Source organism: Achromobacter sp. 413638, from assembly GCF_043119405.1.
In the GTDB taxonomy this organism is placed as follows: Bacteria; Pseudomonadota; Gammaproteobacteria; order Burkholderiales; family Burkholderiaceae_B; genus Achromobacter.
Genome location: NZ_JBICCO010000110.1, coordinates 1 through 21242, shown reverse-complemented (window position 1 = coordinate 21242; position 21242 = coordinate 1). Strand labels below are relative to the sequence as shown.

Genomic DNA, 21242 nt, shown 5'->3' with positions numbered 1-21242 from the left:
TAGCGGCGCCGCGGGGGGGGGGCGGGCCCGCCCCGCCCCCCCGCCCCCCCCCCCCCCCCCCCCCCCCCCCCCCCCTGGGCGCGGACCACGCCCGCCGAGCGCTCGCGCCTGCTGTTGAAGCTGGCCGACGCCATCGAGAGCGCGGGCGAGGACTTCGCGACGCTCGAGGCGCTCAACTGCGGCAAGCCGCGTATCCGCGTGCTGGAGGACGAGATCCCGGCGATCGCCGATTGCTTCCGCTTTTTCGCCGGCGCCGCGAGAACGATGCACGGCGCTGCGTCCGGCGAGTATGTCGCCAACCACACGTCGATGATCCGTCGCGATCCGATCGGCGTCGTCGCGTCCATCGCGCCGTGGAACTACCCCCTGATGATGGCGGCCTGGAAACTGGCCCCCGCGCTTGCCGGCGGCAATACCGTCGTGATCAAGCCATCGGAGCAGACGCCGCTGACCTTGCTGAAACTGGCGAAGATCATCGCGGGCATCTTTCCCGCCGGGGTCGTCAACGTGGTCACGGGGCGCGGCGCGAGCGTGGGCGACGCGCTGATCCATCATCCGAAGGTGGCGATGGTCTCGCTCACCGGCGATATCGGCACGGGCAAGAAGGTGCTGCAGGCCGCGTCCGGGATCGTCAAGCGAACCCATCTTGAGCTGGGCGGCAAGGCGCCGGTCATCGTCTTCGACGACGCCGACCTGGCCAGCGTCGTGGAAGGCGTCAAGGTCTACGGCTACTACAACGCCGGGCAGGACTGCACCGCCGCCTGCCGCATCTATGCCGGCAGGAAGATCTATGACAAGCTTGTTGCCGACCTTTCGGACGCGGTCAAGCGCCTCAAGTTCAATCAGCCCAACGATAACGACAATGACCTGGGGCCGCTGATCTCGGCCAGGCAGCAGTCCCGCGTCGAGTCCTTTGTCCGGCGGGCCGCTGAAAACAGGCACATCGAGATCACGGCGGGCGGTCGCGCGGGAGACGGCGGCGGCTTTTTCTACGAGCCAACCGTGGTGGCCGGCGCGCTGCAAGGCGACGAAATCGTCCAGCATGAAGTCTTCGGGCCCGTCGTTTCGGTGACGCGGTTCGACGACGCCGACGAGGCGGTGCGCTGGGCCAACGACTCCGAATACGGTCTGGCCTCATCGGTCTGGACCCGCGACATTTCGCGCGGCATGGCGACGGCTGCCCGGTTGCAATACGGCTGCACCTGGGTCAATACGCACTTCATGTTGACCAGCGAAATGCCGCACGGCGGCCTGAAGTCCTCGGGCTATGGCAAGGATCTTTCCATGTACGCCCTGGAGGACTACACGGTCGCGCGGCACGTCATGGTCAGGATGGGATGAGAGCCGGAACAACCGCCGCCTGAGCGTCGCCAGGGGCGGCGGCGGTCGTCGTCACCGGCCCGCCGCCGCTAGAACATCATCCGGAATCCGGCGGTCGCGGTGACGACATGGCTGCCGGAGAAATCGGCATCCGCGTCGATCTGGCCGTAGAGGGCATAGCGTCCGCCCCAGCCGTAATTCACGCCCAGGCCCAGGCCGCCCCAGGTGCGCGCCATCCGGCTGGCCACCGGCACATTGGCCACGCGCACGCGCGTCCCGTCCAGGAATTCATGCTTGACGTTGGCCACGCCATAGACGCTGGCTTCCCGGTGCACGCCGCCCGACTGCCAGTCGCGCTTGTAGTCCAGCGCGATGCCGACGCGGCCCTGCAGGCTGTCGCCCTTGTCGCTTTCGATGCGCGCGTCGAATCGGTCGTTGAAGCTGCCGAAGCGGGTCGACAGGTACGTCAGCTGCGCCTGCGGGATCAGGGCGAGTCCTTGCCTCAGGTCCCAGGCCTTGCCCGCCTCGATGCCCAGCCCGTAGCCGTGCGCCTTCGCGCCATTCCTGAGCGTGCCCGCCGAGCGTGATTTCAGGTCGCTGTCGAACCAGTTCGCCTGCGCCTGGACGTCGACATAGACGCCGTTCGCGCCATACCAGGTCAGCGTGGGCGTCAGGCCGTAGACGGTGGTGTCGACGTTGCCCTTGCCATAGGCCGACGACAAACGCGTGTCGGCCTTGCCATAGTGAAACGCCAGGCCGGCCACCAGGCGGGAGCCGTCGCGCTCGCCGTTCAGTATGCGGTCCACGCCGAATTGCGCCTTCCAGCTGTCGATGTCCTGGCGCGCGCCGGTCGTGGACGTCGCGGGGTCGTAGCGGCTCGCCGTCCCTTCCACGCGGCTCCACACGCCATTGCGGCCGGCGTCCGCCGGGTCATAGAGACGATTGCCGACCCGCTGGCGCAGCGTAGGAAGCTTGCTCAGCTGGAGCAGGGTGTTGGCGTAGGCCTCATAGACCGGCACGCCGGGCTGATAGCGCAAAGGCGGCTGTGCGCCCGGGTTGCCGCCTCCGGGCTGGGGCGTGCCGGGATCGGTCAGGGACGATCTCAGATACCAGCCGCCGTCGGCCGGATCCTGTTGCAGCACATAGCCGTAGGCGCCGGCCACCAGGGCCGGACGCCCATCGATGACGTAATCGCCGTTGGCCAGGTTGAACTGGCCCGCCGAGAGGCCATTGACCTGCACGATCTGTATGCCCCGCTGGGTCGCCGCGCCCGCGCCGCCGATGTTCTTCACCGTGACCGGCGTCGCGCCGGCGGTCGCGCCGGTGATCACCAGCTTGTCGGTCGGCGAGTTGTCGGCGCCAAGCCGCGTGCGGACTTCCAGGCCGCCGCCCTGGCCGGCATAGTCGCCGGCGATCGTCAGCGTGCCGAAGCCGCTGCGCGGTCCCGGCGCGATGACGCCCTGGTTGGTCGTCGCGCCAACGCGTCCCGTTCCGGTCAGCCGCGCGCCCGCCAGCACATTCACGGGTCCGCCCAGGATGCCGTCCACCTGCAGCGTGCCCGCGCGGATGGCGGTGTTCCCCGTGAACGCCGCGCTGTTGCCCGACAGCGTCAGCGTGCCGGCGCCCAGCTTGTTGAAGCTGGACGCGCCCGAGAAGGCGGTGCCCATGACCACGTCGTAGGTATTCGTGTCGAACCAGGCGCCGTTGGCGCCGATCGCCTGCGTGGCGAAGCCGTTCAGGAAGTCGTTCTGGTCGCGAATGGCGCGCAGGATGCCGCCATTCCAGTCGAAGGACGTGGTGCCAGCCCCCTTGACGACGGAGCCGGTCTCCAGCGCGCCACGACCGCCGGCATCGCCGAGCAGGTGCAACGTGCCGGTGGAGCCGCCGGCGACGGCGATCCAGGTATCGGCGGCGGCGCCCGCGATCCCGCCCTTGTCGATGGTCAGCGTGCCCGTGCCCGCCGAGCCGATCTCGATGCGGTCGCTCGCCTTCAGGGTCGAGGCGTTGGCCGTCGTACTGGACACGTTGACCGTGCCCACGCCGCCCGGCTGGAGCCCGATATAGATCGACGCGGCGGAAGTCGGCCCGCTCGGCCCCTGGGTGTGGACGGCGGCGCCGTCCTGGACCTGCAGCTCGCCGGTTCCTTCAAAACCGACATAGATGTTGTTCAGCGGATCCCAGACCGATCGGGCGCCCGTCACGGTAACGCGCCCGTTGCCGCCGGGTTGCCAGCCAATGATGCCCTGGCCGCTGTGCACCGCGCCGCCATCGTCGATCCGCAGCGTGCCGCTGCCGGCGGTGCCGATCTGGAACGAGTTGATCGTGGAAAGCTCCCAGACGGATCCGACGCCCGACACGGTAACGGTGCCAACGCTGCCGCTATCGCGGCCGATGATGCCCGCATCGCTGCGTGCCTGGCCGCCGGCCTGCACCTTGAGCGTGCCTTGGCTGCCCGATTCGACCCCGACGGACACCAGACCGGCGCTGGTCCAGGTCGATGCCGCGCCGCCGTTCCGGCCGGACACCGTCAGGGTGCCCACGGCCCCATTGAGATTGCCGATGGTGGCCAGATCGTTGGAGACCGTGGCGCCGGCGTCGATGGTCAAGCTGCCCGTGGTCGTGTCGCCGACGGTCAGGTCGCCGCCGACCGTCCAGTTGGGTGTCTGGACCGACCCGGGCAGCACTTCTCCGGTACTGGAGACCAATTGGGCGCTGGCGGAATGCGGGAAGCTGGCCGCGCATGAGATGAAAACTGCCTTCAGCAGCCACTTTGCTTGTTGGCGATTGCGCTCGACCACGGCAGCTCCCCCCGAATGGATGCGATGTGCTTTCGGGCTGCTACGGCAGGCGGCGCGCCTTTCTTAATAGGTGATTGCGCAGGGGGGATGCGCGATTGCGATGGCCGTTCTTCGATTGGGTGTCACGGTTGCAGAGGGATTGAAGGCTGCTCAACCCAAGCCGTTTTCCAAGTTATTGGCGGTACGAGGAAATCCGGCTGGTCATGTCAGGCGGCGGTCATTTCATGTTCTGCGGCCATGGCCAGGAATGCCGACCGCGACATGCGCCGGGTTTGCGCGGCCTCGTCGATGCGATGGACCAGGTTCTCGGGCAAGCTGATATTGAGCCTTACCGCCTTTGTGCTGACCTTCGACAGATCGATATCGACCATCATCCAGTAGCCCCCCTGGAAGTCCTCATGGCTGGCCCATGCTTCGGGAGCGGACGGCGCGGGAATTGTTTCGGCCTCGCCGTGGAAGTGCGCCTCGACGGCTTCCTGGGCCGCGCGCGGCAGATCTTGCCAGTGGTCAGCTGCGGCAAAGCAGCCGGGGAAGTCGGGAAAGGCGGCCCCATAGGCGCTACCTTTTTCTTTGTGTACGTGGATCGGGTAGAACATGAGGTTCTCCTGGGCCGCCCGCTTATCGCAGGCCGGCTTGCTTGAGGATGGAGCGCTGAGTCGCCATCGGCAAGTCCTTCTTGGGATGCGGCACCGTGACCTTGCCAAGCTTGGTGGGGTGCTTGAACTGATGATGGGAACCCACGGTATGAACCAAGTACCAGCCATCGGCTTTCAGTTGCTTGAGGAGGTCTGCGCTGTTCATCCGTGCAATCATGAATTCTACACAACCATACACAATGGGGTTGTCCGAATCTTTGTCAATCGGACCGCACGCAGGACATGGCAATGCGGAGTCCGACAAAATGGACGTTGCCATTGGGATGGCTTGGGAAGTTGCGGGCGACGATGACCAAGCTACTGCCGCCGACAGTCAGGTTCCCTGGCGTCCGGTCAGCCAAGCCAGTTCGTCGCCAATCAATCTAGCAGGCATGGCACGCAGATCACGCAGCAGTGACAGGGGTAATTGAGTCGGAGATTCAGGCGCTTCAGGGAGAGACGGGCAGCACCTCAGTTCGGTATAACCGTTGAAAAGGGTTCTCGCCGCGCAGCGCAGGCGCCGAGGAAGGGCATTGTGGTACACCGTCAGGTTTCGCTGTATCGCCCCATCCATTCAAGGAGTTGTCGCATGCCCATCGTCACCATCCAGCAATCGCCGCGTTCCGTTGAACTCAAGCGTGAACTGGCAAAGAGGATCACCGAGGCGTTTGAAGAGGTGTATCAACTGCCCGCGGACGCGGTGCAATTGTTCTTCGCCGAAACCACCGACGAGAACTGGGCGAAGGCTGGCGTGCTGGCCTGCGACAAGGCCAAGTAGACATATTGTTGACGCTGGCGGCGGACGCCGCCAGCAGGCGCGCAATGCGCGCTAGCCATTCCGCATTGCCACGCCGTCGCCTGACGGCCGTCTCGGCAGGGCACTGCGTCGCGGTCGTTGGCCTATCGGCCGCGCAGCCGCTCCAGCTGCTGGCGGTTCAGGCGCGCCGCTTCCTCTTCCGCGTATTCCTTCTCGCCGGCTTCGTACTTCCCGTCATACAGGCAACCGCTGCGATTCCAGCGGCATTCATTGGTGACCGGCGTGGCGCCGTAATGTCGGTCGCCCAGGCCCACCATGGAACACCCGGATGCCAGCGCGGCCAGGCCGAGCACGATGCCGCAACGGCGCAAGGTTTGAATGGTCACTATCTTCGTCCCACAAAAAAGCTGCTACAGGCGTTCTTATAGCAAACCTTTGTGGAGAGCCCGCATCCGGGCCGGCGGGCCGAACGCGGGAGACCCGAGGACCGCGGGCCCGGCTCCGGGCAGGTGAGTCGGGCATGTGATATCCCCGGGTTGCGGGCGTCAAGTCCATGCATCCGCCGGGGACCGGCTGCGGCGGGATGCGCCGCGCCTGCATGGTTCGGACCCATGCAAGATTCAATATGTATGGATTCAATCTGAGTTTGTTACCCTACTAATTGATTGGAATCATCCATACATTGCGACATCTCGGTGCAGAAAGACCCATGCAAGACGACGATTTATATGCAATCTGGCCCTTGCGGCTGGCGCGCGGCAGCGGTCCCCGCTACCGGCAGATCGCGGACCTGATTGAACGGGCCGTCGCGGAAAACCGGCTCCAGCCGGGCGACCGCCTGCCGCCGCAGCGCGGATTGGCGCAGCGCCTGGGCATCGACCTGACCACGGTCACGCGCGGCTACAACGAAGCCGGCCTGCGCGGCCTGCTGGATCCGCGCGGCGCGGCCGGCACTTTCATCTCGCGCCGCGCCGAGCCGGCCGCGCTGGTGCTGGACCTGGGCATGAACCTGCCGCCGCCGCCGCTGGGCTGCGACATGCAGGAGCTGCTGCGGCGGGGGCTGGCGCGCGTCATGGAGCGCCAGGACGTGCATGTGCTGATGACCTATCAGCTGGCCGGCGGCAGCGCCGCCGAGCGCGCGGCCGGCGCGCAGTGGTTGTCGCAGTCGGCCGAGCCGGTCGATGCCGGGCATGTGCTGGTGACGCCGGGAGCGCAGGCGGCGCTGGCCGCCGTGATCCTGGCCTGCGGCCGGGCCGGCGACGCCATCGTTTCCGAGCCGCTGGTCTATCCCGGCCTGCTGGCCGCCGCTGAACAGCTGGGCCGCCGCGTCGTCGTGGCCGAGACCGACGACGAAGGCATGACGCCTACCGGCCTGGAGCGGGCCTGTCGCGAAAGCGGCAGCCGCCTGGTCTACCTGAATCCCACGCTGCAGAATCCCACCACGCGCACGTTGACCGAATCGCGTCGGTGCGACCTGCTGCGCGCGGCCGCCGCCTGCGGCGCGCAGGTGATCGAGGACGATCCCTATCGCCTGTTCCTGGACGCCGCGCCGCCGACCATGGCCAGCCTGGCGCCCGCCTCGGTCTTTCACATCTCGACGCTGGCCAAGTGCCTGACGCCGGGGCTGCGCACCGCCTATGTGCTGGCGCCGGACCTGGACAGCCGCGCGCACGTGCTGGCGTCGATGCGTTCCTTCGCGCTGATGGCCACGCCGCTGATGAGCGCGCTGGCCGCGCAGTGGATCGCCAGCGGCGCCGCCCAGGACATCCTGGACGGCGTGCGCGCCGAGGCCCAGGCGCGCCAGTTGATGGCGCGGCGCGTGCTGCAGGGCGCGGCCGTCATGGCGCAGGACGCGCCGGCCGAAGGCATCCATCAATGGCTGTCGCTGCCGGCGCCGTGGACGGCGAACGCGCTGGCGCGCGCGGCGCGCGACCAGGGGCTGAGCGTGGCGTCTTCCGATGCCTTCCGCGCAGGCGTGGACGCGCCCAACGCCATCCGCGTGTCGCTGGGCGCCGAGGCCGATCGCGCGCAGCTGGAACAGGCGCTGGGAACGCTGGCCGGGCTGATGCGCAGCCGGCCGCAGCCGCCGCGCGTCGCGGTGGTCTGAGCTGCGCGGCGACGGCAATCCTGACGGCGCCACGCAGCTCATTCGAGCCGCGTGGCGCCGGCCAGGATGGCGATGACAGCCGGCTCGCGGGCCATGATAGCCACCGGTCTCAGTTCACCTGCAGGTGATACATGGCCCGGCCCCGGATCAGCGTCAGCAGCAGCGGCCGCCCGGCGGTATCGGCCAGCAGGCCGCGCAGGTCGGCGAGCTTGCTGACCGGACGCCGGTTCAGGCCGATGATGATGTCGCCGCGCTGCACGCGCGCCGCGACCGCGCCCCGGTCCGGATAGGCGGCGCTGACGACCACGCCGTCATTGCCCTTGAGTCGTTGCTCGCGCGCCATCTCGGCGAACTCCACGCCGTTGAGCCGCGCGTCCAGCGAGCCGCCGTGAAAGCGTTCGTTCTTCTCGGGCTCGATGCGCAGCGTCGCCTCCACCCGCTGACCGCCGCGCAGCAGGCTCAGGCGCACCTGCTTGCCCACCGGCAACAGGCCCTCGGCGTTGCGTAGCTGGGCGCTGGTGGAAACCGGCTTGCCGTCCACCGCCACGATCTGGTCGCGCGCCTGCACACCGGCCTGCTGCGCCGGCGAACCGTCGGCCACGCGCGCCACCGCCACGCCGCTGGAGCCCGGCGCCAGGCCCAGCTGGCGGGCGTTGCGCGGCGTGATGTCCAGCGTGTCCAGGCCCAGGCCGCCGCGTTGCACCTGGCCGTGCTGCAGCAGCTGGCGCATGACCTCGGCGGCCAGGTTGGACGGAATCGCGAAGCCGATGCCCACGTTGCCGCCCGAGGGCGTGTAGATCATGGTGTTGATGCCGACCAGCTCGCCGTTCAGGTTGACCAGCGCGCCGCCCGAATTGCCGGGATTGATGGAAGCGTCGGTCTGGATGAAGTTCTGGTAGCCGGCCGCGCGCAGGTTCGAGCGGTCCAGCGCCGAAACGATGCCCGACGAGGCGGACTGCCCCAGGCCGAAGGGATCGCCGATGGCCACCACGAAATCGCCCACGCGCAGATCGCTGGAATCGGACAGCGCCAGGGCCTGCAGGTTCTCGGCGGGAATGCGCAGCACGGCCAGATCGGTATCGGGGTCGCTGCCCACGACCTTGGCGCTGAAGCTGCGGCCGTCCTGCAGCGAGACGCGGATGGCCGAGGCGCCGCGCACCACATGGTGATTGGTCAGGATGTTGCCTTGCGCGGCGTCCACGATCACGCCCGAGCCCACGTTCTGGCGTCCGCCGCCGGCCATGCGCGCCTGCGGGTCGGGCTCGTCCTGCGCGGAAATATTCACCACGGCGGGCGTGACCCGTTCCAGCATCGGCGCCAGCGAGGGCAGCTGCTGGCCGTCGACGGCCATGGGCAGCGCGGCGAGGGCGGGCGCGGGCAGGGCGAGCGCGGCGCCCAGCGCCAGCGCCAAGGCGGCGCGGATGCCGGCGCGTGCGCACCGCGCGGGCCTGTTGCGGGTCACGGATCCGGCGCGGACGGACCCGTGGCGGGCGGCCTGGGGGGCCGTGGAGGGAAGGGTGGCGGCGGAGGCCGTCCTGGGCATATCGGATCCTTGGACTGTGGGCGCGGCAGTATGGGCCGGCGGGACTTCACGGGTATGACGCCACGGGCGCGCACGCCGGCGCGGTGGATGACGTTTCCGCGTCAGGCGTCGGCGCCTTGGGTGCAAGAGCGTCATCAAGCCGCCGCAAATTATCGCTACATTTGCGCGATTTCTCAGCCGGGTCCGCCCGGCGCGCTTCAGTCGGGATCGAGGATGAATGCAGCCAGGCCATTGCCGCGCGGCGGCGCCAGGGCGCCGGGCGCATGCCGCGCGCCCTTGTGGCGTTGCGGCGCGATGCTGGCCGCCTTGCTGGCGCTGCCCGGCGCGGCCGCCGCCCAGGCCGGCGCGCCGTTCGAGTCGCAGGCCAGCGGCCTGTTCATCAACGCGGCCGGCCAGATCCTGACCGCCGCGCACGCGGTGACGGGCTGCGCGTCCCTGTATGCGCTGAAGGACGGGCAGGTGCGCCGGGCCACCGTGGTGGCGCGCGATGACGCGCGCGACCTGGCCTTGCTGGATACCGGTTTCAAGCCCTATCTGAGCGCGACCTTCGCGGCCACGCCCGAGGGCAGCGGCGGCCGGCCCGTGTTCACCGAGGCCTATGGCGAATTGCAGCGCATGCCCGCGCGCGCCAGCACCGTGTTCAATGGCATGACGGCCCCGCACGGCGGCGGTTCCGCGACCGAGCTGTTGCTGTTCTCGCCGGTCAAGCCGGGCGCCAGCGGCAGTCCCGTGCTGGGCGGGGCAGGGCTGGTGCTCGGCATGGTGGTCGAGCGCGTGGCGGTGGACGGCCGGCTGTCGGGCACGGTGGCATTGAGCCGGCGCGGCGGTTCCGCGCCCGGGGCGGGCGCCACGCGGGTCAAGGCGGTGCCGGTGGACAGCATCACCGGTTTCCTGCGCGAGCAGGGCGCGGTCCATGCGGTCAGCGACCGGCCCCAGCTGGGCGCCATGCAGGCGCAGGCGCCACGCGCGGCGACGCTGTCGGCCGGCATTATTTGCGGATGAGGGGCGAGCGTTGCGAGCCTGCCTGTCCGCCGTTTGAACGGGAATAGGAAGATCGACATGAAGCAGACGGTTTCCGGCGGCGCGTCCGCCAGTTCGCAGTCCGCCAGGCCTGGGCGTTTCGCCCGCCTGCGCCGCGCCGTGGCCACGTTCATGGGCCTGGCGCTGTCCGGCGCGACCGCCGTGGCCGCCCAGCCGGCCGCCGTGCCGCAGCACTGGGTCAGCTATGCGCAGCTGCTGGGCAACCAGTTCCAGGCCTGGCTGGGCGACGACGCCAATCCAGCGGTCGTGCGCGTGCACGAACTGATGGGCGGGCCGAAGGACGCTGGCGACGCGGTGGCCGCCGCCGCGCAGCCGGTGGTGGCCAAGGTCTGGGTGGATGCCACAGGCCGCGTCGAGCGGGTCGAGTTTCCGACGCTGATCGATACCCGCGTGCGCGACGCGCTGACCGAGGTGCTGGCCAACCGCTCGCTGGCCGAGGCGCCGCCGGCCGACATGCGCCAGCCGCTGGTGCTGCAACTGAAGCTGGAACCGGCGGCGGGCGGCGCCTAGTGTGCTGTCCCGCAGATACGCCCGCACGAAATCCACCCCTAGCCGCCATGGCGTCGTTGCAAATCCTCGCGATACCTACGGGTATCACTGCGGTTTGCGCCTAGCCCTGACGTCTATGGATGAATTTCGTCATGCGGACGCATCTACGGGACAGCACACTAGCGTGCTCGCTCGCTACGGGCAAACCTGGACTGCGGGACCGGGCGGGGGCCGATACACTGGCGGCCCACTCTCCGTTACCAGGAACCTCCATGACCGCCATCGTGCGCCTGCGACTGCCCGAGGACGACGCCATGTTCGGCGGCAATCGCGTCTTCGACGCCTTTGAATACGCGCCGGCCGTGGTGGCCCGGGGCATGGCTTACATCTCCGGCCAGATCGGATTGCGGCCCGACGGCACGGTGCCGGACACGGTGCGCGAGCAGATCGAATGGGCCTTCAAGCGCGCCGAGGCCATCCTGCGGCGCCTGGGCCTGGATTTCTCCGACGTGGTCGAGATGGTGTCCTATCACGTGGACGTCGGCGCCCAGCTGTCCGATTTCCGCGAGGTGAAGTCGCGCTACATGCGCGCGGATTTCCCGGCCTGGACCATCCTGGGCGTGGCCGAGCTGGCGCGGCCGGCGCTGGCGGTGGAAATCAGGCTGGTCGCCGCCACGCGCGCTTGAGCGTAGCCTCGCCGCCGGCGTCGGCGCGCCGCTGACGCCGCGCCGCCACAGTAGTGGCCGCTGCGTGTACAGGATCGCGCGCGGTCCGCGCCGACACAGATATAGCCGGGAGTAATATGGTCCGTCCGCGTTTGGCGGACGCGATTGCCGTCCGCCGGCCTCCCGCCCGAATCGTCCGTGGCGCCTTGTGCGCCCGCCCCGAAACGCAAGCGCCAGACCGCGCCCACGGCATACAAGAAAAAACCGCCGAGGAGACGATCACGTGGACAAGCAAGGGCCGGGGAGCTGGTATTTCGGCTGGAACATCGTGGGCGCGGCCACCGTGCTGACGCTGCTCACCGTGGGATTGCGCATGGGCATCGGACCCTTCTTCCTGCCCATGACCCAGACGCTGGGATTCTCGCGCAGCGAGCTGTCGGGCATCGTGGCGGTGGGCATGCTGTGCTACGGCCTGGCCATGCCGGTGGCCGGCTACCTGGCCGGCACGCGCGGCACGCGCTTCGTGCTGCTGACCGGCGCGGCCATCGTCGTCGCGTCCTGTGTCTGGACCGTCAACGCGCGCGGCCCGGTCGAGTTCCTGCTGGCTTTCGGCGTGGCGCTGTCGGTGGGGCTGGGCTTCACCAGCCCGGTGGCGCTGACGCCAGTCATCAGCCGCTGGTTCACGCGCCAGCGCGGCATGGCGCTGTTCTTCCTGTCCACCGGTTCCATGGCCGGCATCGCGCTGATGACGCCCTTGCTCACTCACGCGATCGCCGCCGTCGGCTGGCGCGAGACCATGCTGGGTTTCGCCGCGCTGTTCGCGCTGGTGACCGTGCCTTCGGCGCTGTTCGTGATGCGCGACCAGGCGCCCGCGCATACCGACCTGCTGCCGCACCAGATCATCGACCGGCCCGCCGGCGCGCAGGCGCGTCCGGCGGCGCGCGCGCCATCCACCGTCAAGGCGAGCGACGCGCTGGCCTCGGTGCCGTTCTGGCAGATCGCGCTCGGGCTGTTCGCCTGCGGCTTCAGCATGAACCTGCTGGGCACGCACGGCATGCCCATGTTGATGGACCACGGCTTCGACGCGTCCACCAGCGCGCTGGGCATCGGCCTGATCGGCCTGGTGGCGATCTTCAGCACGCTGGTGCTGGGGCGGCTGTCGGACCAGCTGGAACGGCGCAACATCCTGGCGGTGATCTATTGCGTGCGCGGCCTGGGCTTTTTCGCGCTGGTGATGGTGGGCACGCACTGGGAGCTGTACCTGGCGGCGTCCGTGGGCGGCATAGTCTGGGCCGGCAGCATCGCGCTGTCCTCGGCCATCCTGGCGGACGTGTACGGGGTGCGGCTGGTGGGACTGCTGTACGGCCTGGCCTACCTGGGACACCAGGTGGGCGGCATGATCAGTTCATGGCTGGGCGGCTGGGCCTTCGAGCGCTATGGCACGCACTGGATCGCCTTCGGCGCGGCGGGCGTGTTGCTGCTGCTGGCGGCGGGAATCGCGCTGCGGCTGCCGCAGCGCGGCGCGCCGCTGGCGCCGGCCGCGGCGGGCGGCTGAGCGTTCCCGCCTCCTGTCAGCGCGCGGCGCCTTCCTGCAGCAGCGACACCAGCTCGGGCACGTAGCGCTCGCCGCCGCCCTGCTTGACGGCCTGCGCATAGGTGTCCAGCACGGCCTGGCCGATGTCGCGCGCCGCGCCGGTTTCCTGCGCCATGGTGTTGTAGTAGGACAGGTCTTTTTCCGCGTTCGACATGAAGAACTTCAGCGACGAGGGATCCTGTTCCAGCAGATAGGGCTTGAGGCGTTCCAGCGCCACGCCGCCGCCGCCGCCCTTGCCCAGCACGTCCGCGAACACGGCCGGGTCGATGTCGGCGCGCAGCGCGCAGGCGGCGGCCTCGGACAGCAGCGCGATCACGCCCAGCGACACGTAGTTGTGCAGCAGCTTCATGCGATGGCCGGCGCCGACCGGGCCGGCGTGGCTGATGTTCTCGGCGAAGCAGGCCAGCAGCGGCCTGCATTCGGCGAACAGCGCGGCGTCGCCGCCGACCAGCAGGTTCAGCCGGCCTTCGGCGGCTTCCTTGGGCGTGCGGGTCATGGGCGCGTCGAGGAAGCGTCCGCCCTTGTCGGTCACCGCTTGCGCGACCTTCTGGGTGGACGAGGGGATCGCGGTGGAGCAGTCGATGACGACGGCGCCGGGGCGCAGGCCCTCAAGCACGCCGCCCGGTGACAGCAGCACGGCCTCGACTTGCGGGCTGCCCGTGACGCACAGGATGATCACGTCGGAACGCGCCGCCAGCGTGGCGCCGTCGGCGCAGCTGGTCGCGCCCGCGGCCTTCAATGCGTCCAGGGGCTGGTTCCCCGGATGCTCAAGCACCGTCAGTTCGTGGCCATGCTTGACCAGATTGCTCGCGATGCCATGGCCCATGAGGCCGATTCCAACCATGCCGACTTTCGCCATCTTCCACTGCTCCTGCCATTTATAGGGTGTTTGTTGTGGCGTAGATCTTACTCCCAGCGTCGCGGCCTGCGCGCGGGAACCGTCCGGCCCGCGGCCGGCGCGCCGGCGCTTGGCGGGACGGCCCGCGAGGAATGCGTCAGAGAGTTGGGACCGCTTGCGCGGGCCGTGTCAGAGATAAGGCGTGGCCAGCCAGATCACCTTGTTGCGCAGGCGCTTGGCGAAGGGCGCCTGCTGCAGGTCTTCCAGCGTCACGCGGCGGGCCTGTCCGATGATGCCGTCGATGCGCGCGCCCAGGCCGTGCGACACGCCGGGATCGTAGATCTCGGTGTCCAGCTCGAAGTTCAGCCGCAGGCTGCGCGGGTCCAGGTTGGACGAGCCGGCATAGGTCCAGGCGTCGTCCACCGTCATCAGCTTGGAGTGGTCGAAGGCGCCATGCGAGCGCCAGACGCGGCAGCCGGTGCGCACCACCTGATCCAGCTGGGCGGTCATGGCGTAGTCGACCAGCCGCAGGTTGTTCTTGCCGGGAATCACGATGTCCACCACCACGCCGCGCCGCGCCGCCGTGGCCAGCGCGCCGATCAGGGTCTGGTCCGGCAAGAAGTAGGGCGACTGGATGCGCACGTGGCGCTGGGCCACCGCCAGCGCGCCCAGCAGCATGTTGTGCGTGCTGCCCAGCGCGCGGTCGGGGCCCGAGGGCACGCAGCGCACCGGAATCGAACCGGCGGGCGCGGCGTCAGGATCGAACCAGGGGCGCTGCGGCAGCGATTCGTGCGTGGTGAAGTTCCAGTCATGCGCGAACACCGACATCAGCTGCGTGACGATGGGGCCTTCCAGACGGAAATGCGTGTCGGCATTGGTGTCCGCGCCGGACAGCGCGGTGACGAAGGCGGCGCGCACGTTCATGCCGCCGGTGAAGCCCACCCGCCCGTCCACCACCAGTATCTTGCGGTGGCTGCGCAGGTTGGCGTAGGGCATGCGCAGCACGCCCAGCGGATTGGTCATGAAGCGCGCCACCGGCACGCCGCCGCGCGCCAGCATGCGCACGATGGGCGGGCGCGAATAGCGCGAGCCGATGGCGTCGATCAGCACGCGCACCTGCACGCCGCGCTCATGCGCTTCGATCAGCGCCTGCGCCATCTCGCGGCCGATGGGGTCGTTGTCGAAGATATAGCTCTGCATCGCCACCGCGTGGCTGGCGTCACGGATCGCCTGCAGCATGGCCGGGTAGGCTTCGTCGCCGCCGGCCAGCGGCAGGACCGCGTTGCCCCCCAGCAGCCGGAAACGGCTGACCTGGTCGCCCAGCACCTTGAGCGAGGCGAATTGCGAGCCGGAGATCGGCGCGACGTCGACAGGCGCGGTCTCGACCTGCGCCGCGTCCTCCAGCATGGCCTCGTCGCGCTGCTGCGACAGTCGCGTTTTGCGGATGCGGTTGATGCCCGCCACGACATAGATCAGCGCGCCGAACAGCGGCGACAGCAGCGTCAGGCCCACCCAGCCGATGGCAGAGCGCACGTCCTGCTTGGTCATGGCCGCATGCACGGCGGCGCCGGCGCCGGCCGCCAGGCTGACGACGAACACGATGTGCGGCCAGTATTCGAGCAGGATGGCGTGCAGGTCCATGGGCGGTCAGCGTGTCTCCGAGATGGGCCGGCCCACGATGGACCAACCCGAAAATGGGCCAGCCGCAAGGATAGCAAGATGTCGGATTGCGGCGAGTCGGGGAGAGGGCTTACGCGCGCGGAAAAAACTGTGCTAGAATTTCGCTTCTTTGCTGCCGGGTGATGAAAATCACTGGGGCAGTGGAAGAAAAAAGCAGGAAAAACGCAGTACCAGTGGTGGCTGTAGCTCAGTTGGTAGAGTCCCGGATTGTGATTCCGGTTGTCGTGGGTTCGAGTCCCATCAGCCACCCCAAGAATTCAGTGAAATCAGGCGCTTAGATCACTCTAAGCGCCTTTTTTATTCCGCCGCCATAAGAAGAAAAATCGAGCGGGATCTTGAAAGATCGAAGCGTGAAGGATCGAAGCGCGTCCTGACTACTGGGCCCGCACCGGCAAGCTGCAATCGGAGAAAAAGACCTCGCACTTCTTGCCGGTCGTTTTCTCGCAGGCGTCGATGGCGAACTTGGACGCGATTTCCAGCGTCCGCCCACGGGCCGAGACGGCATGGCTGCTGCCCCAGGCGAGTGCGCCGCATTGATTGGAATAGGTGATGTCGACGCGGCAGTTCTTGCCGCCCTTGCGCTGGCACATGGCCGTGGCGGCCTGGATGGCGGCTTCCTCGGTGGGCTGGCTGCCGCCGATGCCGGTCATGCCGGAAGCGGCATCCATGACGATCGCACCCCAGCGTTCCTCCCAGCGGACCTGGGGGGCGGCCCCTGCGCCCGATCCTCTGTACAGACCGGGAACCGGTCGGCATTCAACGCCGTTCTGCGTGGGCGTGGGCTTGTAGCCATCTGCGCATCCCTGTTCCGCCGCGGCGGGATTGGCCAGGGCAAGCATGACGGCAACGACCGCGAGCGCGAATGTGAAGGTGCGAACGTCTTTCATGAAGATTCCGTGCAATGGCCCAACGGTATTGGGGGGTGCGGGTATTCTAATCGCGGCGGACAGCTGCCGCGCAGCTTCACATCATTTCCTCAGCCGTCTTGCGATCCAGCCATTCTTGCGCTATCGCTTTTTCTATCTGGGAATGAGGTGAAAGGCGATAGCGGTCCTGAATTCTCCGTTCTCGGTAATCGACGAGCCAACCCGGTAATGCAGGGCGCGTTCGAGCAGGGCAGAGAAGGGCGCAACGTCTTTCGTGTACAGGTTTTCGACGATGTCGGCGTAGCCATGCTCGGCTCTCAGAAACGCACGCAAGCTGTGCGTGGGGTCGATATCGACGGACCGGTTCTTCACCATCGCTGAGTCATCAGCTTGCCTGTGTCGGAATGCTCCAGATATTTCGCTTTATCCGGGATGTCGCTCAAGCCAGCAAGATATCGGCTGATGTAATCGGATCGTTGAGGCGCGCCGGTGACATCGAACCAGGCGATCAGCAACTGAACTCAGGGTTTTCTCAAAATCCTTCTGCTTCTTCGGAGGCAAGCAGCTGTCCGACGAAAAAGCGGCATCGAAATCCTGCTTTTGCGCCAATATGTACGCTTGCGCCTCATTTTTCATGAGGTCGATGCGCTTGTTCAGTTGTTGTGGGTCCACCATGGCGTCGTCAGCATCCATCCTCGACCGGATCCACGATCATCAGCACCCCATGGCTGCCCTCCAACACCGCATGGGGCACGCCCGCCTGCGCCACGTACATGTCGCCCGCCTTCACCTCGATTGTCTTGCCCGCGACCGACAGGCGCAGCATGCCGCTGACGACGATCAGCGCCTCGTTGTAGTCATGCGTTTCGTCCGGATAGGGCTGCCGGTCCATTTTCAGGATCTTGATGTTGCAGTCACCGGAGCGGGCGAGGATGGCCGATTTCCATGCGTGGGGAAGGCGGTCGGCGGCATCGGCCAGGTTGAACAGGGCCATGGCGGGTGGGTAGCGGGAATTGAGGGGAGACTACGCTAGCACAAGCATGCCGTGGCGTCATGGAGGGGGCCTCGATGGCAAGAAACCCCGAGCGGGGCCAGGCGAATTGGGGTGGACGCCGTTCACTTTTTGGTGAGAATTGCTGAACATCGTCCCGCTTCGATTTCCTAGCATGTCCTCTCAATGCAAGAAAAATGAAAGGAGTGGGGTATGGCAACCTGCAATGATTGCTCGGCGATCGAACCCGACAAGCGCGGCGCGGCCGGCCATCCACACCTGGTCAGCCTGGGCGAAGTGCGCAGCATGGAGGCGGCTCGCAAGGGCGCGCGCCAGGAGCTGTTCGTCTGCGCGCGTTGCGATACGGAGTGGGAGTACACCCACGACAAGCGTGACGAAACCGCGGGCTGGCGCCGCGTGCAGCCCGCGCGGGAGCACACCAGGGGCTGATGCGCGCCTGATGGGTGGCTGGGCTCGGGTATGCTGGCGTGCTTCCCAGGAGTTCGCGATGCCCATGCCCACCCCCGAAGCCATCATGCGCCACTATGATTCCGACCCGGACGAGAATCCCTGGGTCCGCGGCAAGCCCGCGCCGGAATCCATCGCCATCGTGGCCTATGACCCGGAATGGCCGGCGCGCTATGACGGGCTGGCGGCCGACCTGCGCCGCGCGCTGGGCCCGGTTGCCCTGGACATCCAGCACATAGGCTCCACCGCGGTGCCCGGTCTGCCGGCCAAGCCGGTCATCGATATCGACGTGGCCGTGGCCGACCCCACGCGCGAGGACCTGTACGTGCCGGCCCTGGAGGCGCTGGGCTACGAGCTGCGCGTGCGCGAGCCGTCCTGGCATCAGCACCGCTGCCTGCAATTGGCCTCGCCGCGCGTGAACCTGCACGTGTTCGGCCCTGACTGCCCCGAGGCAATCCGTCATCGCATGTTCCGCGACTGGCTGCGCGGCAGCGCCGAGGATCGGCAGCGGTATGCACAGGCCAAGCAGGGCGCGGCCAGCGATACGCAGGACATGACGCAGTACAACCAGCGCAAGCAGGACATAGTGCGAGACATTTACGACCGCGTGTTCCGCGCGGCCGGCTTCATCGCCTGAACGCCAGGCCATCCAGACAGGAGCTTTGCATGAGCATGCAATCCGCCGCCGCGTCTTCCTGGACGCCGCCCGCGCCCGAGATCTATGTGCCGCGCCGCATGGCCTGCGTCGGCGTCTGGGAAGAGGCGGGCGCGGCCCTGAAGGCCTACGCCATCCATCGAGACCGCGATGCCGCCGTGCCGATCCTGCCGGCCGAGATCGCGGCGGCGGCCCGCCGCAAGGCGTTCGGCGTGCTGCAAGAGGTCGAGCGCGACGCGGGTTTCCATGGCCTGGGCTATTGCATCGCGCATGTTGGCGAGGAGGTGGTGTGGCTGCTGGTCGACTGGTGGCGCGCCGGCGGCATCGTCTGCCAGAAACTGCTGTCCGCGCCGCTGTCCAGCCAGGCAGATTTCAAGACGGTGCAGGCGCCGTTCCTGGCCTGCGTCTGGGAGCTTGCCGTGATCGGGCATGAGCGCGATGCCTGGGTGCGCAACATGATGCGGGCCGCGCCGGACGCGCAGGGCTATCTGGCGGACCGGCTGGCCCCGGGCGAATACTGAGTTCCCCTTGTTTTCGGCGATGGGGCGAGCGCGCAGGCGCGCGCCAACCGACGCGCGCCTGCGCGTCGGAAGAAGGAAGATGGGGCCTTGTACGTGGAGCTTGCCGGACGGCGGGGCGCCGTGGCGGATGGGATCCAGGACTGCGGATGCCGCGGCCGGCGCGGCTGGCGTGGTGACGTGCGCGGACTATGAGCGTGCGCTGCCTGCGCGCTGGGCGCTTTCCTTCAGACGCGCCTTGGGCGCGGGTTTCCGGGTGTCTGGCGCAACATCGAACTCTTGCTTGTTGCGTTCGCCGCGAGGGGTGTTTTCCGGGTGAGGCTTGGGAAAAGCCCAGGGCTTGGTTTTCTGATCCATTGCATGAACTCCTTGCATAGGCGGAACAGTAGCATTTGCCGGGGCCGCGAGTCAGTACGGGTTGACGTCAATATGCGTCACAACGTGATGTGACCGTTGGAATCGCGTGGTTCGACATGCGTTTGCGCCCCGGGTTCCGTGACCGGATGCCGGGGCGGGCGGCATGTTCCGGGTTAACCCTCTCGGGAATTGGAGCGGCCGAAAACAGGTTGTGGCAGGCATGCCGCAAGCGGGGCGAGCTAGTGCGAATTACCTAGATGCAAACGCGTTGCGCAGGAATACGATGGGGCTGTGCACATAGGGGAGACGTTCTATGGACACCGCCAAGGAATGGTATGCAGCGGTCAAGGAATGGCAGCGCGCGCGCGACGAACTCACCGCCGCGATCGCCGCGATCAAATGGCCCAACCCCACGATGGGTTGCCTGGAAAGCTATGACCGCGCCTATGCGCATGAAACGGCGGCCCGCGAACGCATGAACCAGGCTTACGAGCGCGTGCGGCGTTAGCGCGCTGGCCCGGCGCGCGGACGCGGCGGTATTGCTACACTGCCGCGCATGAAAAATTCCAGCAGCGCTTTGCACATCAGGCCGGCGCGGCGCGAAGACGCGCCCGCGCTCGTGGACCTGTTGATGCGCACCTACGAAACCACCTGGATGCCGCAGATGTCGGCGCAGACCGATGCGCGCTTTCGCGCCAGCGGCAAGACGGCCGCGTATGTCGCCGAACGCGGGCTCCTGTTCCATGTCTGCGAACTGGACGGAACGGTCGCCGGCATGGTCGATTGGGAAGGCAATTTCATCTGGGCCCTGCACGTGCAGCCCGACATGCAGCGACGCGGCGTGGGCGCCGCGCTGCTGGCGCTGGCCGAGGCCGCCATGCGCCAGGCCGGCGTGCGCGAGGCGCGCCTGGAAACGGACGACTTCAATGTGCGCAGCCGCGCCTTCTACGCCCGCAATGGCTATCAGGAAATCGATACTTATCCCGACGAGGAGTGGGACAGCGGTTTCACGACGGTGTTGTTGAGCAAGCGGCTGGCGGACTGAGACCTGCGCCGGGCGGCCTGGCGCATGTCTGCGGCCGGGTTCTGGCTCCATAAATCCAGGGTTTTCTGGCTCTTTGAGTGGAGCCACGGCGGCGCTATCGTCGGGTTTTCCACGTACCGATTCGACCGCCGCCATGTATCTGCCTTCCGCCTTCCGCGAGGATGCCCTCGACGTCCAGCATGATTTCATCCGCGCTCATCCGCTGGGCGTGGTCATGACGGCCGGGCCGGGCGGATTGATGGCCAACCATATTCCCTGTCTGCTGTATCCCGAAGGCGAGCGCGGCGTGCTGCGCCTGCATATGGCCAGGGCGAATCCGCAATTGGCAGAGCTGGCCTCGGGCGCCGAATGCCTGGTGGCTTTTCATGGTCCGCAGGCCTATGTCACGCCGTCCTGGTACGCCACCAAGGCAGAGACGCACAAGGTCGTGCCGACCTGGAATTTCGTTGCCGTGCATGCGTGGGGCAAGCCGGTGATCCAGGACGATCCGGCATGGCTGCGCGCGCAGCTCGAGGCCCTGACCGAGAGCCAGGAGAAGGCCCGCGTCCTGCCCTGGCGCGTGGCGGACGCGCCGGCCGATTTCATCGCCGCGCAGATGCGCGCCATCGTGGGCGTCGAGATTCCCATCGCGCGTATCGAAGGCAAGTGGAAAGCCAGCCAGAACCGCACCCCTGCCGATCGGCAGGGCGTGGCGCAAGGCCTGGCGGAAGAGGGCGACGCGGTCATGGCGGGACTGGTGGCGCGGCGCGGCGGGCTGGGCTGAGACCTCACGTCCGCGCGTTGCGCTGGCGGGGCTTCGGCCATTTCACGCGACTGTCACGCGGTCGGTTGCGCGGCGTGGGGGGGGGGGGGGGGGGGGGGGGGGGGGGGGGGGG

The 21242-nt window shown here is 67.8% G+C and carries 24 protein-coding genes, 1 tRNA gene and 1 pseudogene; 15 read left to right on the top strand and 11 right to left on the bottom strand.

Features of this window, described 5'->3' with window-relative positions; genetic code table 11:
• Positions 1 to 69: 69 nt before the first annotated feature.
• Positions 70 to 1341: pseudogene (locus tag ACEU5R_RS29170) on the top strand (gamma-aminobutyraldehyde dehydrogenase); the annotation flags it as partial.
• Positions 1342 to 1409: 68 nt separating this feature from the next.
• Here the strand turns inward: ACEU5R_RS29170 and ACEU5R_RS29165 are convergent.
• From ACEU5R_RS29165 to ACEU5R_RS29155, 3 genes are all read right to left on the bottom strand, one after another.
• Positions 1410 to 4118 (bottom strand): autotransporter outer membrane beta-barrel domain-containing protein, encoded by a 2709-nt coding sequence (locus ACEU5R_RS29165; protein WP_392413276.1) that lies wholly within the window; start codon positions 4116 to 4118, stop codon positions 1410 to 1412.
• Between the two features lie 206 nt (positions 4119 to 4324).
• The gene (locus ACEU5R_RS29160; protein ID WP_392413274.1) at positions 4325 to 4714 is read right to left on the bottom strand and encodes a type II toxin-antitoxin system HicB family antitoxin; all 390 of its coding nucleotides are present in this window, start codon (positions 4712 to 4714) and stop codon (positions 4325 to 4327) included.
• Between the two features lie 22 nt (positions 4715 to 4736).
• Positions 4737 to 4919, bottom strand: a complete 183-nt coding sequence (locus ACEU5R_RS29155) for a type II toxin-antitoxin system HicA family toxin (RefSeq protein ID WP_392413272.1) — start codon at positions 4917 to 4919, stop codon at positions 4737 to 4739.
• Positions 4920 to 5288: 369 nt separating this feature from the next.
• Here ACEU5R_RS29155 and ACEU5R_RS29150 point away from each other — a divergent pair, with 369 nt between their 5' ends.
• Positions 5289 to 5531, top strand: coding sequence for a 4-oxalocrotonate tautomerase family protein (locus tag ACEU5R_RS29150; RefSeq protein WP_392413270.1), 243 nt, complete (start codon positions 5289 to 5291; stop codon positions 5529 to 5531).
• 122 nt (positions 5532 to 5653) lie between these two features.
• On the opposite strand, the gene ACEU5R_RS29145 is transcribed toward ACEU5R_RS29150, so the two are convergent.
• The gene (locus tag ACEU5R_RS29145) at positions 5654 to 5896 is read right to left on the bottom strand and encodes a hypothetical protein (protein ID WP_103275569.1); all 243 of its coding nucleotides are present in this window, start codon (positions 5894 to 5896) and stop codon (positions 5654 to 5656) included.
• Between the two features lie 323 nt (positions 5897 to 6219).
• On the opposite strand from ACEU5R_RS29145, the gene ACEU5R_RS29140 reads away from it, so the two are divergent.
• On the top strand, positions 6220 to 7617 hold the full coding sequence (locus ACEU5R_RS29140) for a PLP-dependent aminotransferase family protein (RefSeq protein ID WP_392413268.1): 1398 nt from the start codon (positions 6220 to 6222) through the stop codon (positions 7615 to 7617).
• 109 nt (positions 7618 to 7726) lie between these two features.
• Here the strand turns inward: ACEU5R_RS29140 and ACEU5R_RS29135 are convergent, their stop codons facing one another.
• Positions 7727 to 9079, bottom strand: coding sequence for a trypsin-like peptidase domain-containing protein (locus ACEU5R_RS29135; RefSeq protein WP_392413266.1), 1353 nt, complete (start codon positions 9077 to 9079; stop codon positions 7727 to 7729).
• A gap of 294 nt (positions 9080 to 9373) precedes the next feature.
• Here ACEU5R_RS29135 and ACEU5R_RS29130 point away from each other — a divergent pair, with 294 nt between their 5' ends.
• From ACEU5R_RS29130 to ACEU5R_RS29115, 4 genes are all read left to right on the top strand, one after another.
• On the top strand, positions 9374 to 10162 hold the full coding sequence (locus ACEU5R_RS29130) for a serine protease (protein ID WP_392413265.1): 789 nt from the start codon (positions 9374 to 9376) through the stop codon (positions 10160 to 10162).
• 57 nt (positions 10163 to 10219) lie between these two features.
• Positions 10220 to 10711 carry a hypothetical protein gene (locus ACEU5R_RS29125; protein ID WP_103275565.1) on the top strand — a complete coding sequence of 164 codons (492 nt, stop codon included), beginning with the start codon at positions 10220 to 10222 and terminating at the stop codon, positions 10709 to 10711.
• A gap of 251 nt (positions 10712 to 10962) precedes the next feature.
• Positions 10963 to 11376, top strand: a complete 414-nt coding sequence (locus ACEU5R_RS29120) for a RidA family protein (protein ID WP_103275564.1) — start codon at positions 10963 to 10965, stop codon at positions 11374 to 11376.
• Positions 11377 to 11638: 262 nt separating this feature from the next.
• The gene (locus tag ACEU5R_RS29115; protein WP_392413262.1) at positions 11639 to 12910 is read left to right on the top strand and encodes an MFS transporter; all 1272 of its coding nucleotides are present in this window, start codon (positions 11639 to 11641) and stop codon (positions 12908 to 12910) included.
• 16 nt (positions 12911 to 12926) lie between these two features.
• Here the strand turns inward: ACEU5R_RS29115 and ACEU5R_RS29110 are convergent, their stop codons facing one another.
• Together ACEU5R_RS29110 and ACEU5R_RS29105 are read right to left on the bottom strand one after the other, a co-directional pair.
• Positions 12927 to 13808, bottom strand: coding sequence for an NAD(P)-dependent oxidoreductase (locus tag ACEU5R_RS29110; RefSeq protein ID WP_392413260.1), 882 nt, complete (start codon positions 13806 to 13808; stop codon positions 12927 to 12929).
• Between the two features lie 168 nt (positions 13809 to 13976).
• Positions 13977 to 15428 carry a phosphatidylserine/phosphatidylglycerophosphate/cardiolipin synthase family protein gene (locus ACEU5R_RS29105; protein ID WP_103275561.1) on the bottom strand — a complete coding sequence of 484 codons (1452 nt, stop codon included), beginning with the start codon at positions 15426 to 15428 and terminating at the stop codon, positions 13977 to 13979.
• A 215-nt stretch (positions 15429 to 15643) separates the two neighbouring features.
• Here ACEU5R_RS29105 and ACEU5R_RS29100 point away from each other — a divergent pair.
• A tRNA-His gene (locus ACEU5R_RS29100) sits at positions 15644 to 15719 on the top strand.
• Between the two features lie 122 nt (positions 15720 to 15841).
• Here ACEU5R_RS29100 and ACEU5R_RS29095 read toward each other — a convergent pair.
• Positions 15842 to 16354 carry a DUF4189 domain-containing protein gene (locus ACEU5R_RS29095; RefSeq protein WP_103275560.1) on the bottom strand — a complete coding sequence of 171 codons (513 nt, stop codon included), beginning with the start codon at positions 16352 to 16354 and terminating at the stop codon, positions 15842 to 15844.
• 9 nt (positions 16355 to 16363) lie between these two features.
• Between ACEU5R_RS29095 and ACEU5R_RS29090 the strand changes: the two genes are divergently transcribed.
• Positions 16364 to 16714 carry a hypothetical protein gene (locus ACEU5R_RS29090; RefSeq protein ID WP_392413258.1) on the top strand — a complete coding sequence of 117 codons (351 nt, stop codon included), beginning with the start codon at positions 16364 to 16366 and terminating at the stop codon, positions 16712 to 16714.
• A gap of 42 nt (positions 16715 to 16756) precedes the next feature.
• On the opposite strand, the gene ACEU5R_RS29085 is transcribed toward ACEU5R_RS29090, so the two are convergent.
• Entirely contained in the window at positions 16757 to 17026 is a 270-nt protein-coding gene (locus ACEU5R_RS29085; protein WP_392413256.1) for a hypothetical protein, read from the bottom strand.
• The gene (locus tag ACEU5R_RS29080; protein WP_392413254.1) at positions 17016 to 17327 is read right to left on the bottom strand and encodes a cupin domain-containing protein; all 312 of its coding nucleotides are present in this window, start codon (positions 17325 to 17327) and stop codon (positions 17016 to 17018) included. The genes ACEU5R_RS29085 and ACEU5R_RS29080 overlap by 11 nt, the downstream gene beginning before the upstream one ends.
• A 210-nt stretch (positions 17328 to 17537) precedes the next feature.
• Between ACEU5R_RS29080 and ACEU5R_RS29075 the strand changes: the two genes are divergently transcribed.
• From ACEU5R_RS29075 to ACEU5R_RS29065, 3 genes are read left to right on the top strand one after another with little or no spacing between them, the layout of a single operon-like run.
• Positions 17538 to 17774, top strand: a complete 237-nt coding sequence (locus ACEU5R_RS29075) for a hypothetical protein (protein WP_103275558.1) — start codon at positions 17538 to 17540, stop codon at positions 17772 to 17774.
• 58 nt (positions 17775 to 17832) lie between these two features.
• A complete protein-coding gene (locus ACEU5R_RS29070; protein ID WP_392413252.1) occupies positions 17833 to 18429 on the top strand; it encodes a GrpB family protein in 597 nt (198 codons plus the stop codon).
• 29 nt (positions 18430 to 18458) lie between these two features.
• A complete protein-coding gene (locus tag ACEU5R_RS29065; protein ID WP_392413251.1) occupies positions 18459 to 18968 on the top strand; it encodes a hypothetical protein in 510 nt (169 codons plus the stop codon).
• 186 nt (positions 18969 to 19154) lie between these two features.
• On the opposite strand, the gene ACEU5R_RS29060 is transcribed toward ACEU5R_RS29065, so the two are convergent.
• Positions 19155 to 19322, bottom strand: coding sequence for a hypothetical protein (locus ACEU5R_RS29060; RefSeq protein ID WP_392413249.1), 168 nt, complete (start codon positions 19320 to 19322; stop codon positions 19155 to 19157).
• Positions 19323 to 19635: 313 nt separating this feature from the next.
• Between ACEU5R_RS29060 and ACEU5R_RS29055 the strand changes: the two genes are divergently transcribed.
• The 3 genes from ACEU5R_RS29055 to ACEU5R_RS29045 all read left to right on the top strand — a co-directional run bounded on the left by ACEU5R_RS29055 (position 19636) and on the right by ACEU5R_RS29045 (position 21130).
• On the top strand, positions 19636 to 19830 hold the full coding sequence (locus ACEU5R_RS29055; RefSeq protein ID WP_103275557.1) for a hypothetical protein: 195 nt from the start codon (positions 19636 to 19638) through the stop codon (positions 19828 to 19830).
• 48 nt (positions 19831 to 19878) lie between these two features.
• Positions 19879 to 20367, top strand: a complete 489-nt coding sequence (locus tag ACEU5R_RS29050) for a GNAT family N-acetyltransferase (RefSeq protein WP_392413247.1) — start codon at positions 19879 to 19881, stop codon at positions 20365 to 20367.
• A gap of 133 nt (positions 20368 to 20500) precedes the next feature.
• Complete coding sequence (locus ACEU5R_RS29045) at positions 20501 to 21130, top strand: FMN-binding negative transcriptional regulator (protein WP_103275555.1); 630 nt, start codon at positions 20501 to 20503, stop codon at positions 21128 to 21130.
• The last annotated feature ends 112 nt before the right edge of the window (positions 21131 to 21242 follow it).